Genomic DNA, 16,112 nt, shown 5'->3' with positions numbered 1-16,112 from the left:
CGCCTCAGGCGGTGTCGTCGTCCTTCAGTGCCTTGTCCGCCACCACTTCCGACGGGGCGGACTGGTCGCGGCGCTGGAACGGGGTCGTATGCCCCTCGGCGCGCATCCGGGCGATCATGTGCGGGTAGTGGAGTTCGAACGCCGGCCGTTCCGACCGGATCCTCGGCAGGTCGAAGAAGTTGTGCCGGGGTGGCGGACAGGTCGTCGCCCACTCCAGGGAGTTCCCGTGTCCCCACGGGTCGTCGACTTCGACGACCTCCCCGAACCGGTAGCTGCGGACGACGTTCCAGAGGAACGGCAGCACCGACGCGCCCAGCAGGAACGCGCCGATCGTGGAAATGGTGTGCAGCACGGTGAATCCGTCCGTGCTCAGGTAGTCGGCGTAGCGGCGCGGCATTCCTTCGTTGCCGAGCCAGTGCTGGACGAGGAACGTCATGTGGAAGCCGATGAACGTGGTCCAGAAATGGAGCTTCGCGAGCCGCTCGTCGAGCATCCGCCCGGTCATCTTGGGGAACCAGAAGTAGATCCCGGCGAAGGTGGCGAACACGATGGTGCCGAACAGCACGTAATGGAAGTGCGCCACCACGAAATAGGTGTCGTGGATGTGGAAGTCCAGCGGTGGCGCGGCGAGGATGATCCCGGTCAGCCCGCCGAGCAGGAACGTCACCATGAACCCGATCGACCACAGCATCGGTGATTCGAAGGTGAGCTGCCCCTTCCACATGGTGCCGATCCAGTTGAAGAACTTGATCCCGGTCGGCACCGCGATCAGGAAGGTCATGATGGAGAAGAACGGCAGCAGCACCGCGCCGGTGGCGAACATGTGGTGCGCCCACACGGCGAACGACAGCGCGGTGATCGCGATCGTCGCGAACACCATGAGTTTGTAGCCGAACAACGGTTTCCGGCTGAACACCGGCACGATCTCGGTGATGATGCCGAAATACGGCAACGCGACGATGTACACCTCGGGATGCCCGAAGAACCAGAACAGGTGCTGGAACAGGATCGCCCCGCCGTTGGCCGGATCGAAGACGTGCGCGCCGAGCCGCCGGTCGGCCTCGAGGCCGAACAGCGCCGCGGTGAGGATCGGGAAGACCGCCAGGATCAGGATGGTGGTGAACAGGATGTTCCAGGTGAACAGCGGCAGCCGCCACATGGTCATCCCGGGCGCGCGCAGGCAGAGGATCGTGGTGACCATGTTGACCGCGCCGAGGATCGTCCCGAGCCCGGACACGATCAGGCCCATGATCACCAGATCGGCGCCCACTCCCGGCGTGTGCGCGGCGTTGGACAGCGGCGTGTACATCGTCCACCCGAAGTCGGGCGCGCCGCTCGGCGTCAGGAACGAGCTGAGCACCATCAGCCCGCCGAAGAGGTAAAGCCAGTACGAGAACGCGTTCAGCCGCGGGAACGCGACGTCCGGGGAGCCGATCTGCAGCGGGAGAATGTAGTTCGCGAAGGCGAAGAGATTCGGCGTCGCGTACAGCAACAGCATGATCAGGCCGTGCATGGTGAACAGCTGGTTGTACTGCTCCTGTGACAGGAACTGCATCCCCGGCCTGCCCAGCTCGCCGCGCATCAGCAGCGCCATGAAGCCGCCGATGAGGAAGAACGCGAACGAGGTGCTCAGGTAGAGCACGCCGATCGTCTTGTGGTCGGTGGTGCGGACGACGCCGAGGAACACACTCCCCTTGGGGGCACGGATCCGCCCGCCGAAGCGGACGGCCTCCGGGCGCGGAGAGGGCTTCACGGCGGTCATGGCGACTCCCAGCACGAGGACACACCTTCTGAAGGCTGGTACCCCTCCAGGAGAGTCCCTACACGCGGGCTTTTCAAGGGCTGGTCGAGTAGAGGACCCTGGCCACCGTGAGTGAAGGGGGCCTCCGATGAATCTTGCCGCCGTCCGTGCCGCCGCGGCGGCGCAGCGGGCGCGGGTCACGCCGGGTATCGAGGACATGGGCCGCTATCTGGAATCCCAGGTGGCCGATGTTTCCCACCGCGAGGTGATCGGGCCGGCGCTGCCCGGCTCCGGGGCGAGCGGAGTGGTCGTCTTCCGCGGGGAACGCGTCGCGTCCTGGGGTGATCCCGAGGTGCCGGAAATGGCGTTCAGCGCCACCAAAAGTGTCGTGTCGACCGTCGCGGGCCTCGCCTTCGACGCCGGCCTGATCCCGGACGTCCACCAGCCGGTGACCGACACCCTCGACATGCCCGAGCTGGACGGCCCGAGCGCGATCACCTGGCACCACCTGCTGCAGCAGACCAGTCAATGGGACGGTGAGCTCTGGGGAAAACCGGCGTGGGCCGACGCCGGGAGCCTCGGTCCGGGCAGCGCGCCGCCCGACGCCCCGCCGGGCGCCGGATGGGCGTACAACGACGTCCGGGTGAACCTGCTCTGCCTCGCGCTCACCCGCTTGTTCGGCCGGTCGCTGCCCTCGGTGCTGCGGGACGGCGTCCTCGGGCCGATGGGCGCGTCCGCGACCTGGTCGTGGCACGGCTACCGCGGTGCGACGACCGACATCGACGGTGAGGCCGTTCCGGTCGTCAGCGGCGGAGCGCATTGGGGAGGCGGCCTGTGGATCTCCGCCGGTGACCTCGCCCTGCTCGGCTCGCTCTACCTTCGCGACGGCGAGCACCACGGCCGCCGTCTGCTCAGCCGCGAGTGGATCGATCGCACCTGGAGCCCGTGCGCCCACAACCCGGATTACGGCTACCTCTGGTGGCTCAACGACCGTCGGCGGGTCTTCCCGGCCGCTCCGCCGAGTGGCCGGTGCGCCCGCGGGAACGGCGGCAGGCATCTGCTGTGGGTCGATCCCGGACGCGACCTCGTCATCGTCTCCCGCTGGGGTGAGGACGCCGGACGGTTGCTGCACGAGGTCTCGGCCGCGATCTCCTAGGCGAGGAGAGCCTCCAGGTGGTCCGCCGCCGTCGCGGCCCCGCCCGCTTCCCGGAACGAGGCGCCCACCTTCTCGGCGGCCGACCGGTACCCCGGATCGCCCAGCACCTTCGTCACGGCGGCCGCGATCCGTTCGGGTTTCGCCTTGCCGAACCGCAACCGGACACCGGCGCCCGCGTCGACGACCTGGCCGGCGATGATCGGCTGGTCGTCCCGGATCGGCGCGACCACGAGCGGCACCCCGTGCCACAGGCTCTCGCACACGGTGTTGTGACCGCCGTGGCAGACGACGGCGTCCACGCGGGCCAGAAGCGCCATCTGGGGCACCTGTGGCACCACGAGCACCGTGTCCCCCACCGGGCCCACGGCACCGCCTGGATCGGCGATGACGGTCTGGATCCCGTCGACGTCGGAGAGTCCCCGGGCGGCCGCGCGGAGGAAGTCCCCGGCGGCGTCGGCGTTCGCGGTGCCGAGTGTGACGAACACGGCGGGCACCGCCGGGTCGAGCCGCTCCCACGGGAAGCCGCCGGTGGGCGCTCGACCGCCGATGGACGGGCCGACCAGCCGGACCCGGCTCGGCAGCGCGGCCGGGCCGAGCAGCTCCCGGGTGGTGAACGCGAGCACGCCGTGCGGCGACATCCGGGGATCGGCGGGGCCGCCGTCGATCCGCGCGCGCAGGCCGTCGAGGAGGTCGTCGAGCCAGACCGCCACCTTGGGCAGCCCGGCCAGGGGATCGACGAGTTCCGCGGACGTCGTCGCGGAGGTGACCCACGGCAGGCCGAGCCCGTCGGCGACGAGCCCGCCCGCGATGGCCTGCTGGTCGGCGACCACCACCTGCGGGCGGAACCGGCCGATCGCGGCGCGGACCCCGGGCGCCATCGCCTCGGCCAGCGGGATCAGGAACTCCTCCCACAGGAACCGGAACGCCGCCGGTCCCTTGAGGCTCGCGTCGCGTTCGGGCAGGCGACGCGGGATCGCGCACGGGAACACGACGGCACCGTCGCCGGCGAGCCGACGGATGACCTCCGGCCGCCCCGCCCAGGCGACCTCGTGCCCCCGTGCGGTGAGGGCGGCCGCGACCCCGGCCGCGGGGTTCACGTGCCCGGTCAGCGGCGGGGTGACGAAGAGGAATCTGCCCACTCAGGCCGCCGTTTCGCACGAGTGTTCGCGGACCCAGTCCAGGATCAGTTCCGACGTCTCCGCGGTGCGCTCGACGAGTACCGAATGTCCCTGGTCCGGCAGGACGACGGTGCGGCAGCGGCCGAGGTTCGCCTCCAGGTCCGGGACCTGCGCCGAAAGCCCTGACTTGTCGCCGAATAGCGCGAACACCGGGCAGCGGACGGCCCCGAGGTCGTCGTCGATGGTCCGGCTCAGCGGGATGTCCTCCGCCAGCGTCGTGGCCGCGAGGATCTTGTACGCGGATTTCGACAGCCGGGCGGTGTGCGCGCCGTGGTTCTCGGCGATCCAGCCGATCACCTCGTCGTGCGCGAGCCTGTTCTTCGCGTCGGCGAGCCCTTCGGCCATGTGCCCGATCCACGCCCGCACCGGTGGCTCCGCTTCGATGGCGACGACGCTGGCGACGCGCTCGGGATGCGAAGCCGCGAGCCCGAACGCGATCGAGCCACCGAAGGAGTTCCCGGCCACGTGCACCGGCCGGTCGATCCCGAGCTCGGTCAGCAGACCGTCCAGGTCGGCGACGAACTCCTCCAGCCGGTAGCCGGTGGCGGGCCTCGTCGTGCGGCCGTGCCCGCGAAGGTCGTACATGACGACGTCGATGCCTTGCGCGGCGAAGGCGGGCCCGAGCGTGAAGTAGTAGCTCGCCAGGCTGTCGGTGAGGAGGCCGTGGACGAACACCACGACCGGCGCCGTGCCGTCCGGCGGACCCAGCCGCTGCACGTGGACGTCGAGGTCGCCGACCTTGACCTTCGCCATGCTCAGGCCTTCCCCGCCAGGGACGCGACCACGTGGTCGACCAGTTCGCCGACGGTCAGCGCGATGATCTCGTCCAGTTCGCGTTCCGCGATGAACTCGGCGAAGTTGACCTTGTCGCCGTAGTGGTCGCGCAGCCGGCCGGACAGCGTCACGAGGTCGATGCTCTCCAGTTCGAGGTCGTCGTGGAACTTCGTGTCCCGGCCGATCTCGGCGTCGTCCAGCCCGTACTCCTCGAGCAGTTCGCGCAGCATCACGGTGAGGTCGGCCAGTACGGTCCCGGCCGCCGCGGTTTCGGTGGTCATTCTTCGTTCTCCGTCCAAGCCACGACGTAATCCGTCAGCGGTGTGGTGATCGTGGTGTGCCACACCGGATACCGGGCACCGCCCACCTCCACGGTGAGCCGCCCGTCGTCCGCTCCCACGACGGCGAAAGCGCGCGGATCACCGCGCAAGCCGGTGCGGAGCCGTTTCGCGACGGCCTCCTTGGCGGCCCAGAATCTGGTGAACCACACCGCTTCCGGCTCGCCGAGCAGGGCACGTTCCGCCGGGCCGAGAGCCGCGGCGACCGTGCTCTCCGGCCGGTCCTCGACGGCTTCGATGTCGATCCCGCAAGGCCCAGGCCGGGCGATGGCGACGCCGAGCGCGTCCCGATGGGCGATCGAGACGGTGAGCTCCGGAAGGCTTCTCCCATAGGCGCCCGACACGGTCGGCGCCCCCGACGAGTCGTTCCCGATGCGCAGTTCGGCGGGGAAGATGTCGCCCGCGCCGTCTGTCCACAAGAGACGCCGGACGGCGTCCTTCGCCGCGATCCGGCCGAGCAGCCAGGCCCGTCTCCGGCGCGGGGACTGACCGGCGTACGCCTGTCTTTCCTCCCCGGCGAGCACGTTCCGCATGATCAGCTCGCGCGTGGCCAGATCCGGCCATTGCTCGCGCACCAGCGCCCAGCCGCCGGGGCGTGCCTCGGACAGCGTGGCCCGCTCGGGCCGCCGGTCCATTGCCCGGATCACCGGGTTGCTGTCGAACCGGCGATCACGCCAGCCCTCGATCTCGGCCCAGACCCGGCCACCGCGGATCAGCTGGACGTCCGCTTCGAGTTCCGCGTCGGTCACCGACACGATGCGGACGACGCAGTCGACCCGGTCCCCCGGTAAGGGATGTTCGCCGTAGAACCGGATCCGCCGCATCCCCACCGGGAAAACCGTGGTCCTGGCGGGCAGCCGCGACATGATCCAGTACCCGAGCAGCTGACCGGCGTTGTCCAGCAGCGCCCCCGGCGCGTCCGGGGTCCGCAGCACTCCGCGCACGTGGCGGTCCCCGACCGCGACCAGTTCCTCGACGCCCTGGAACCTCGGCCCGTGGAACATCCAGCGCTCGGTGTAGAGCTGCTCGGCGCGCAAGTCCGGCTTCCGTTCCCGCGAGGCCGGGAACGTCCACGGCCCGGGCGGATCGGCGGGGAACGCGGCGTCCAGATCGATGACGGCCCTGGAGTAGTCGCCGAGGGAGACCCCGGCCCGGGAAGGGCCTTGCGGCACCACGGTCACCGGTACGTCCAGCGCGGGGATCGCGGCGATCCACTGGTTCAGCCGGACGTCCTCCAGCGCGACCGCGCGACGGCCCGGCGCGGCCTGCTCGGCGAAGTCCATCAGGTGCCCGATCACCGTCGTCGCGGGGACGACCGGCCACGAGTCGGCGGGATCCGCGCCGGGCGGTTGTTTGAAGAAGCAATGGTCGAGCAGATACGGCATCGTCTCGACGGAGACGTGGAGTTCGGTGCGCGACGGCCGGATCCGGGGCGCCGACCTGGCGGCGAACAGTTCGGCCGCCAGGCCGGCGGTGTCGGCCAGCAGCCCGGAGAATTCGGCTGCCAGCGGGTTCCGTTTCCCGATCTTGTCCAAAGTGGACGTACCGGCGCCCGACGGGCGGAACCCGTGCCGGACGCGTTCGTCGAGCGACACGAGCGCGCCGCCGAGGTCGAGCCGGATCGTCCGGCCGCGTTTCGCGCCGCGTTGGCCCGGCAGGAGTTCGAACGCCGGATCGGCGCCGTCGGCCCACAAGGCCGTCGCGGTCCGCAGCAGTTGCGGCAGACCGGGCCGGTGCGCGGAATGCGCGGCGACGACGAGATGTTCGCGGTCGTGCAAGGTGTTCCCGATCAGCGACCCGAGCTGCCCCGCGCCCGTCTGCACGAACGCGCGGAATCCGGCCGCGTACAGGTTCTCCACGAGACCGCGGAACCGCACCGGTTCCAGCAGGTGCCGGACGAACAGGTCCCGTACTTCCGCGTCGGCCGCCGGATAGGGCTTTCCGGTCGTGGCGGACCAGACCGGGAGTTTCGCCGGATGCAGCGTGTAGCGTTCGGCGGCCTCACGGATCGGGCCGAGATACGGGGCGAGCATCGGCGTGTGGAAGCCGGACCGGAACGGCAGCACCTGGGAGATCACGCCGTCCGCGCGGAACCCGCGCACGAACCCGTCGACGGCCTCCGCCGGCCCGCAGATCATCGCCTGATTGGGCGCGTTGTCGTGGGAAAGGACCACTTCGGACTGTCCTTTGAGGACTTCGGTGACCACGGGCGCGGCCGCGCCGATCACCGCGAAGGCCAGCCCCGGTACCTTGAGCGCGTCCGGATCGAAGCCGGCCAGGAAGGCGTCCACCTCGGTGTCGGCATGGATCCCGGCGACGGCCATGGCGGTCCACTCCCCCAGGCTGTGCCCGGCGAGCGCGTCCGGGGTGACACGCAGCGTGCGCAACGCCGTGTCGAGGAGTCTGCCCAGCTGGAACACGCCCTTGCCGTGCCTGCCGACGTCGCCGATCGTGACGTCCGGCGCTTCCCAGCGGATACCGAAATGCCGGGCGATGTCGTCGGCGTCGGCCTCGAATTCGTTCTCCAGTCCGGGGAAGACGAACGCGAGCTTGCCCCCGCCCGTGCCGAGCAGCGGTTCCGGGACGAACCAGAGGTCGTTGCGGCCACGCCAGGGTCTGCCCTTCGCGACCACTTTCCTGGCCAGGTTCAGCCGCTTGGGCGTCGGGTCGACGAGCCCGAGCCGGACCCGGCCGCGACCGGTGTCGCTCTCGCTCAGAACGTCGTCGTGCTCGAGCAGGCAGCCCATCTCGGCGACGGTCGGCGCCGAGAGCCGCAGGACAAGTTCGGGCTCGGAGACCTCGACGGTGGGCCGGGTCGCGGCCTGCTCCAGGACCACGTGGGCGTTGATCCCGCCGAAGCCGAACGCGTTGACCCCCGCCCGCCGCACCGGCCGCCGGTCGTCGGTCTCCCAGGTCTTCGCGGCGCCGAGCGTCTCGAACCGGGTCGCCGCCAGCGCCGGATGCGGGTTCTCGCAGTGCAGGGTCGGCGGCAGGACTCCGTGGTACACGGCCAAAGCGGCCTTGACGAGTCCGGCGACGCCCGCCGCGGGCATGGTGTGCCCGATCATCGACTTGACCGAGCCGAGTACCGCCGTCGGCTCGTCCTCCTGACCGAAGACCTCCGCGATCGTCGCCAGTTCGGCCGCGTCGCCCGCCGGGGTGGCGGTCCCGTGCGCTTCGAGCAGACCGATCGTGGCGGGGTCGATCCCCGCCGCGTTCCAGGCCTGCCGCACCGCGCGGACCTGACCGGCGGTGTCCGGAGTGGACAGTCCGGCGGTCCGGCCGTCGCTGGCCACGCCGGTCCCGGTGACGACGGCGTAGACCCGGTCGCCGTCCCGTTCGGCGTCCGCGAGCCGTTTGAGCACGACGATCCCGGTGCCCTCGCCGATCAGCACCCCGTCCGCGTCCTCGTGGAACGGCCGGATCCGCTGACTCCGCGACAACGCGCCGAGCTGGGAGAACACGCTCCAGAAGGTGACGTCGTGGCAATGGTGCACGCCACCGGCCAGCACGACGTCGCATCGCCCGGTCGCCAGTTCGCGAACGGCGTGGTCGACGGCGACGAGCGAGGAGGCGCAGGCGGCGTCCACCGTGTACGCGGGTCCACGCAGGTCGAGCCGGTTCGCCAGCCGCGACGCGGCGAGGTTGGGCACGAGCCCGATCGCGGCGTCGGGGGCTTCGGGGCCGAGCCGGTCGGTGAAGGCCCGGCGGAGTTCCTCCAGTCGCTCGCGGCCGAGTTCGGGCATCAGTTCGCCGAGGGTGCGGACGACCTGGGTGGCCGTGCGCACCCGCTGGTCCAGCCGCACCAGGCCGGGCGTCAGATAGCCGCCGCGGCCGAGGATGACACCGGTCCGCTGCCGGTCGGCGGGCAGCCGGTGCTCCCCGCCCGCGTCGGCGATGGCCTGTGCGGCCACCCGCAGCGCGATCAGCTGATCGGGTTCGGTACCGGGAACCGACGACGGCATCACGCCGAAACCGGTGACGTCCACTTCGGCCAGTTCGCCGACGAAACCGCCGCGATGGCAGTAGATCCGGTCCGCCCGTGGTTCGGCGTCGGGCTGGTAGAACCCCGGATCCCAGCGGTCGGCCGGGACTTCGGTGATCGCGTCGACGCCGTCGACGATGTTGCGCCAGTAGGTGTCGAGGTCGGGAGCACCCGGGAACAGCACCGACATCCCGACGATCGCGATCGGGGGCGTTTCGGCCACCGGTCACCACCCCGACGCGGTGTAGGTGACGGACGTGAGGGCCGCGTCGCCCCACGCCAGTTCGCGCAGCAGGCTCAAGGTGCCTTCCTCGGGGTCGATCAGCTCGATCCCGCGCCGGGCATAGTCCCGCATCAGCTCCGGGGTGACCATCCCGTTGTTCACCCCGGTGGGCGCCCACGGTCCCCAATGGACCGTCAGCCCACGACGTCCGTACACTGTGGACCAACGGTGGCCGAGCGCCTCCAGCGCGTCGTTCGCCGCCGCGTAGTCGGACTGGCCGCGGTTGCCCAAGGTCGCGGCGATACTGCCGAACAGGACGGCGAACTTCGGCGCCTCCGGCAGTTCACCGACCGCCGCGAGCAGCGTGCTCGCCCCTTCGACCTTGGTGGCGAAGACCCGGTCGAAGGACGCCGGATCCTTCTCGGCGATCAGTTTGTCCTCGATGACGCCCGCCGCGTAGACGATGCCGTCGAGCCTGCCGTGTTCGGCGTGGATCTCCTTGACCGCGCGGTGCACGGCCTCCGCGTCGAGCATGTCCACCGAGTGGTACCGCACCGGGCTGCCGAGGTCGCGGATCCGTCGCAGCGTTCCGCGGACCTCGCGTTCGGACTCGATGAGCCGGATGGTCCGCTCGATCTCCGCCGGTTTGGTCAGTCCGCTCCCGATCAGGGCGGCACGCAGCTCTTCCGTCGTCGTCGCGGTCGCGATCCCCGGTTCCTCGCCGTCGATGGGCACGGCGGTGCGGCCGAACAGTTCGACACGGCACCGCGACGCCGAGGCCAGCGTGGTGGCCAGCCGGGCGGTGATGCCCTTCGCCCCGCCGACCAGGAGGACGACCGAGTCCCGGTCCAGGCCGAGCGCTTCGGCCTCGGCCGTGCCGTCTCCGGCCGGACCGGCGCCCGTGCTGCCGAGCAGACCGAGGCCTTCCTCCGTCATCCGCAGACCACGCCGCGCGCCACCGCGGCGGACGACGACCGGCTCCCAGTCCCCGGTGGACAGCTCGGCGAGCAGGGTCTCCACCTGTTCGTCCACAGTGGATTCCGGATGCTGCTCCACCACGCGGGCGACCGTGTCCGGATACTCCCTGGCCACCGTCCGGAAGAAGCCGCGGGCACCGTCGGCGGGGCCGTTCGCGATGAGCCAGCGCGGACCTCGCGCCAAGACCGCTTGGTACAGCGGGAAATCGTCGGGGAACGACGGCGACAGGTGGAACACGCCGTCCGCGCCGTGCTCCGGTACGCCTTGGACCAGTTCGGTTTCGGCGCCGTACCCGGCGAGCCGGGCGGTGAGCATCTCGGCGACCTGACCTTCACCCACGACGGCGAAACGGAGCCCGGCGAGTTCTTCGTCGGCGGGGGCGGCGTCGGCGAGATCGAATTCCCGCATCAGGTAGCGCTTCGGCGCCACCACCACGGCACCGCTCTCTTCGGCGAGCTGGTCACCGGAAGGAACGCCGCCGAGCAGATCGGTGAGTTCCGCCGCCGTCCGGGCCTTGGCGAGGACCTCGGGATCGCCGTCGGTCAGGCCCAGCCGGGTCGCGAGTTCCCCGGCGATCTCGGCCCGTTTGATCGAATCGACGCTCAGATCCGCTTCCAGGTCCAGATCCGGCTCGATCATGTCCACCGGATAGCCGGTCCGCTCGCCGATCACCTCGACGACGGTGTCGAAGACCGAGCGTTCGGGCACGATCTCGACGCGCGCGGGCTCGGGTACCGAGGCGACGACGACGGGCGCGGGCGGTGGCACACCGGGATCGGTGCCGAGGTAGCCGAGCAGGACGTCCCGTTGCGCGGCGATCATCTCGCGGCTGGTGCGGAGGAACTCCGAAATGAGCGCCTCACCGCCGTCGGTGCCGGGCCGGGAAGTCACGATCGCCTCCGTGGGGATTCGCTGGGCTGGGTGCAGGGCGGTGGCGGGGATCTCGCCGTCGGCGGTGCGGACGAGGTGTCCGTCGACGGTCCAGCCCGCCTTCTTCGGTGGCCGGACGGACAGCGCGTCCGTGCCCGCTCGGCCGGTGAACAACCGGCCGGTGCGGACGTCCGCGCCGGCGACCGCCAGCCTCGCCAAGGCGGCGAGGAAGCCGGGGATCCCGGTGCGGCGGCCGCCTTCGAGAGTGACCGTCCGATGTGGACGGCCGTCGAGTACGGCATCGACGAGCCGGGTGAGGACCGAGCCGGGGCCCGCTTCGACGAACGTCCTGGCGCCCGCCGCGTACATGGCCTCGATCTGGTCGGCGAACCGCACCGGCGCGCCGATCTGCGCGGCCAGCCCGGCGCGGATCCCGTCCGGCGTGGACGGGTAGGGCGCGGCGGTCCGGTTGGCCCACACCGGGATCTCCGGTTCCCGGACCGCGACGGTGCCGAGCGCGCGGCCGAATTCCGGCTCCGCCGGGGCGACCAACGGGCTGTGGAACGCGCACGCGACCGGAAGGGATTTCGCGCCGATCCCGCGGTCGCGTAGCCGATCCACCGCCACGCCGACCGCGTCCGTGGGCCCGGAGATCACCGTCTGTTTCGGCGAATTCCGGTTGGCGGTGACGACGGTCCCGGTCAAGCCCTCGGCGGCGAGTACCTCTTCGACGTCGGCGGCGTTCGCGGCGACGGCCGCCATCGTTCCCGGGTCGCCGGTGCCGGTCGCGCCGAGGATCGCCTCCGCCCGCGCCCGGCTGAGGTCCAGCAGCGAAGCCGAACTCAACACACCGGCGACGGTCAGCGCGACGAGTTCGCCGTAGCTGTGACCCGCCACCATCGAGGGCCGGGCCCCGGCCGTGCCCAGCAGGTGGTGCGCGGCGAGCCCGACGATGCCGAGCGCGGGTTGCGCGGCCCGGGTGTCGGTCAGCCGGGCGCGCTGAGCCTCACGTCCGGCCTCGGGGAACGCGGTGGGCGGGAACAGCACGTCGACCGTGGCCCCACCGCGTGCGAGGTAGCGCCGCAGTTCGGGGAACGCGACGAACAGCTCCGCGAACATCCCCGGCCGCTGGCTGCCCTGCCCCGGGAAGAGGAACGCGATCTCGCCCAGCGGCGCGTCGTCGGCGCCGAAGATGCCCGCGTTCTCGTCCCGCTCCCCCGCGATGGCCCGGCGGAGCAACCCGGCCAGTTCGTCCACAGTGGACGCCAGAATGGCGAACCTCGGCCGTCCGTCCCGGGTTTCCGCCCGGCGGGACGCGGCGAACGCCAGATCACGCAGCCGCCAACCCTGTCCCGTCGCGGCCAGGAGGTCCTGCGCGTCCTTGTCACCCGCGAACAGGAAGAGCTCGGCAGGCCAGTCGTCGAGGGTTTTCGCGGGTGGGACGGCGCCTTCGTGCGCGGTCAGGACGACGTGGAAGTTCGTGCCGCCGAACCCGAACGCGCTCACTCCGGCGACGCGTTCGGTCTCGGCCCACGGCCGGGCCTCGGTGTGGAACGCGAACGGGCTGGTCTCCGGGTCCCACGCCGGATTCGGCTTCGCCAGGTGCAACGTCGGCGGTTTGACGCCGGTGTGCAGCGCGAGGCTCGCCTTGATCAACCCGGCCAGCCCGGCGGCGCATTTCGTGTGCCCGATCTGGGATTTCACCGAACCGAGCGCGCACCGGCCGGGTTCGGCGCCCGCTTCGGTGAACACCTCGGTCAGGGTGGTGAGTTCGGTGCGGTCGCCGACGACCGTGCCGGTGCCGTGGGCTTCGACGAGCCCGACTCGCGACGGAGAAATCCCGGCGTTGCGATACGCCCTGGTCAGCGCGTTGTGCTGCCCCTCCGGCCGGGGCGCGGTGAGCCCGAGTGCCCGGCCGTCGCTGGCGCTGCCGACGCCTTTGATGACGGCGTAGACGCGGTCGCCGTCGCGTTCGGCGTCCGCCAGCCGTTTCAGGACGACGCACGCGACGCCCTCGCCCAGCGCGATCCCGTCCGCGTCGCTGTCGAAGGTGGCCGAGCGGCCGGACGGCGAGAGCGCGTGCACCGAGGAGAACAGCAGGTAGTCGTTGATGCCGTTGTGCAGGTCGGCGCCGCCGCACAGGACGAGGTCGCTCGTGCCGGTGACGAGTTCCTTGCAGGCGACGTCGACGGCGGTCAGCGACGAGGCGCACGCCGCGTCGACCGTGTAGTTCGCGCCGCCGAGGTCGAGCCGGTTCGCGACCCGGCCCGCGATGACGTTCGCGAGCACGCCGGGGAACGAGTCCTCGGTCAGGCGCGGCAACTGGCGGTCGAGGTCGGCCGGGAGTTCGCCGAGGTAGGACGGGAGCACGGTCCGCAAGGTCATCGCGTTGGACAGGTCGCTCCCGGCTTCCGCGCCGAAGACCACCGACGTACGGGACCGGTCGAAATCGCGTTCCGCGTATCCGGCGTCGGCGAGCGCCCGCCGCGACACTTCCAGCGCCAGCAGCTGGACGGGTTCGATACTCGCGAGCGACGCGGGCGGGATACCGTGGTCGAGCGGGTCGAATGGGATCTCCGGCAGGAAGCCGCCCCAGCGTGACGGCGTCTTCTCGCCGTCGCCGCCGGGCGCGTAGTAGAGCGCCGGATCCCAGCGCCGGGCCGGGACCTCGGTGACGGAGTCCGCTCCGGACAGGATGTTCGCCCAGAACGCCGAGAGATCCCCGGCCTGGGGGAAGACCCCGGCCATCCCCACGATGGCGATGTCGAGCGGTTCCGGCACGGGCTCGTCGTCCGGGACGCTCAGCAGTTCGGCGGCGCGGGCGGCGAGAAACTCCTGGGCCCCGGGGCCGACGGCTTCGTGCAGCCGGGCGATCGTCGTGACCTCGGACCGCAGCACGGCGACGTCGCCCGCCATGAACATGCCCTCGGCGAGCTGCCGGTCCTCATCGACCGGGTTGAGCGCGTCCCCGACCCGCTCGATTCCCTTGCTCGCCAGGCGAAGCCGTCCGACGTTGAGCTTCTCCAGTCGCTCCCAGGCTTCGCGATCGGGTACGTCCTTCAGTGCGCGTTTGAGTTCCGCGTATTCGGTGGTGAACGCCGAACGCACGCACCGTGTCGCGTGTCCCGGCGCGGTCTCCAGCAGATCGGTGCGCGTGGCTTCGACGACCTGGCGCTGGAACAACGGCAGGACGGCGCCCGCCAGGACGGCCTCCTCGGTGAACAGGTACGCGGTGCCCATCAGCAGACCGACCGTCGCGCCGAGCCGGGCTAGCGGCGCCGCGGCGGCGGTGACCATCGCGGCCGAGCGTTCGTCGTGGACGCCACCGGCGAAGTACACCTCCACCTCGGCTGCGTACTCACGGAGCACGTCGATCTGGGCTTCCCACAAGGGAAAACTCGCCCTCGGCCCGACGTGCCCACCGCATTCGGCACCTTCGAAGACGAATTTACGCGCACCCGCTTCGAGGAACTGGCGCAGCAAACCCGGTGACGGGACGTGCAGGAACGTCGAGATCCCTGCCACTTCCAGCGTCTTCGCCTGTGCCGGACGGCCACCGGCGATGATCGCGTGGCTCGGCCGGATCTCGCGGATCACCTCGAGCTGCGCGGCACGGACGTCCTCGGCCGCGAACCCGAGCACACCGACGCCCCAGGGCGCGTCACCCAGCGCCGCCTTGGTCGCTTCGAGCATCTCGCGGGTCCGCGCGGGACCGGACAATGCCAGCGCCAGGAACGGCAGCGCTCCCCCGGCGGCGACGGCCCGCGCGAATTCGGGCTGGTCGCTGACCCGGGTCATCGGTCCCTGCGCGAGCGGCAACGGGTCGCCGGAAGCGGCGAGCCCCTCGGCGATCGAGGCGCGAACGCCGTAGATCGCGGCCGGGAGGGTTCCCCAGCGGTCGCGGAACCGCTCGGGCAGGAAGGCGTCCTGCCCGGCTTCCACCGGCCGTCGGCGGAGCCGCCGGACACCACCGTCCACAATGGTCTCGGAACCGTCGAGGCCTTCCAGTGCCCTCGTGACGTCCGACGGGAGCTCCGCTTCGGGGAGCAGCGCGAACGCCGTGTCGAGGACGACACCGGCGGCGCCTCCGGCCACCGCGGCGGCCGCGGTGTGCGTGCCGATCCCGCCGTACGCCCAGACCGGGACGCCGATCGCCGGATCGGCCAGCAACTGCTGCAGGAACACGAAGGTGCCGAGTTCGCCGACCCTGCCGCCCGCCTCGTGGCCGCGGGCGACGAGCCCGTCCGCACCGGCGGCGACGGCTCGGGCGGCTTCGTCCCGGCTCGTGACTTCCACGAGTACCCGGCGGCCCGTGAAGTCCACAGTGGACTTTGGAGTTCCTGCGGCGAGCAGAACCGTGTGCACCGTCGAAGGAAGGTCGACCGGTCCCGCGACGCGGACGCCGAAACCGGTCGCGAGCCAGTCCTCCGCCAGGTCGAGTTCTTCGCGGGCCGCCCGGTTTCCGCTGGTCAGATCCAGGACACCGAGCGCACCGGCCCGCGCCGCCGCCGCGGTGAACCGCGCGGACGCCACACCGAAAGGGTGCATCGCGATGAGCAGATCCGCCGTACCGGTCAACGTTGAGGCATCGGCGCCACGAATCGACTTACCCACGGGAAGCCTCCGGCACACGGAAGAGTGACTTGGTTACCGGGCGTACTTAAACGCAGGCGAGGCTTCACGTCAATACTCGACAGTAGGGTTTCCGCTCACAGGAACCGGATGGCGGTACGCCGACCTTGCGAAACGCGAAGTCCGTCGCGAGAATTTAGCGTTCCGGATACACACGGGACATCCAAGGGGTCGGCTTTTCCCTGCCCCTACAGGAAAGAACAGTCAACGACCAGGTGTCCCAACGTCCGATACGCC

General features: G+C 70.9%; 7 protein-coding genes. 1 reads left to right on the top strand and 6 read right to left on the bottom strand.

Annotated features, from left to right (window positions below; translation table 11 throughout):
- Positions 1-4: 4 nt before the first annotated feature.
- A complete protein-coding gene (ctaD, locus tag ED92_RS30270) occupies positions 5-1,762 on the bottom strand; it encodes a cytochrome c oxidase subunit I (RefSeq protein WP_081975957.1) in 1,758 nt (585 codons plus the stop codon).
- Between the two features lie 127 nt (positions 1,763-1,889).
- On the opposite strand from ctaD, the gene ED92_RS30265 reads away from it, so the two are divergent.
- Positions 1,890-2,897, top strand: coding sequence for a serine hydrolase (locus ED92_RS30265; RefSeq protein ID WP_235213392.1), 1,008 nt, complete (start codon positions 1,890-1,892; stop codon positions 2,895-2,897).
- On the opposite strand, the gene ED92_RS30260 is transcribed toward ED92_RS30265, so the two are convergent.
- The 5 genes from ED92_RS30260 to ED92_RS30240 are packed head-to-tail and all read right to left on the bottom strand — an operon-like array spanning position 2,894 to position 15,791.
- Positions 2,894-4,036 (bottom strand): glycosyltransferase, encoded by a 1,143-nt coding sequence (locus ED92_RS30260; protein WP_037344204.1) that lies wholly within the window; start codon positions 4,034-4,036, stop codon positions 2,894-2,896. The two genes, ED92_RS30265 and ED92_RS30260, sit on opposite strands and share 4 nt — an antisense overlap.
- A complete protein-coding gene (locus ED92_RS30255; protein ID WP_037344202.1) occupies positions 4,037-4,828 on the bottom strand; it encodes an alpha/beta fold hydrolase in 792 nt (263 codons plus the stop codon).
- A 2-nt stretch (positions 4,829-4,830) separates the two neighbouring features.
- Positions 4,831-5,130, bottom strand: a complete 300-nt coding sequence (locus tag ED92_RS30250; protein ID WP_037344201.1) for an acyl carrier protein — start codon at positions 5,128-5,130, stop codon at positions 4,831-4,833.
- Positions 5,127-9,362 (bottom strand): type I polyketide synthase, encoded by a 4,236-nt coding sequence (locus ED92_RS30245; RefSeq protein WP_037344591.1) that lies wholly within the window; start codon positions 9,360-9,362, stop codon positions 5,127-5,129. The genes ED92_RS30250 and ED92_RS30245 overlap by 4 nt, the downstream gene beginning before the upstream one ends.
- Positions 9,363-9,398: 36 nt before the next feature.
- A complete protein-coding gene (locus ED92_RS30240) occupies positions 9,399-15,791 on the bottom strand; it encodes a type I polyketide synthase (RefSeq protein ID WP_052120959.1) in 6,393 nt (2,130 codons plus the stop codon).
- Between the last annotated feature and the right edge of the window lie 321 nt (positions 15,792-16,112).

Source organism: Amycolatopsis sp. MJM2582 (genome assembly GCF_000754115.1).
Lineage (GTDB): Bacteria > Actinomycetota > Actinomycetes > Mycobacteriales > Pseudonocardiaceae > Amycolatopsis > Amycolatopsis japonica.
Note: the sequence above shows the minus strand (reverse complement) of the source record. Positions and strands in the feature narration are given on the sequence as shown.

What these genes read in the sequence shown, in the direction of transcription:
- ctaD (WP_081975957.1), bottom strand. Translation starts at nt 1,762, where the DNA reads ATGACCGCCGTGAAGCCCTCTCCGCGCCCGGAGGCCGTCCGCTTCGGC.
- ED92_RS30265 (WP_235213392.1), top strand. Translation starts at nt 1,890, where the DNA reads ATGAATCTTGCCGCCGTCCGTGCCGCCGCGGCGGCGCAGCGGGCGCGG.
- ED92_RS30255 (WP_037344202.1), bottom strand. Translation starts at nt 4,828, where the DNA reads ATGGCGAAGGTCAAGGTCGGCGACCTCGACGTCCACGTGCAGCGGCTG.
- ED92_RS30250 (WP_037344201.1), bottom strand. Translation starts at nt 5,130, where the DNA reads ATGACCACCGAAACCGCGGCGGCCGGGACCGTACTGGCCGACCTCACC.
- ED92_RS30245 (WP_037344591.1), bottom strand. Translation starts at nt 9,362, where the DNA reads ATGTCGGTGCTGTTCCCGGGTGCTCCCGACCTCGACACCTACTGGCGC.
- ED92_RS30240 (WP_052120959.1), bottom strand. Translation starts at nt 15,791, where the DNA reads ATGCACCCTTTCGGTGTGGCGTCCGCGCGGTTCACCGCGGCGGCGGCG.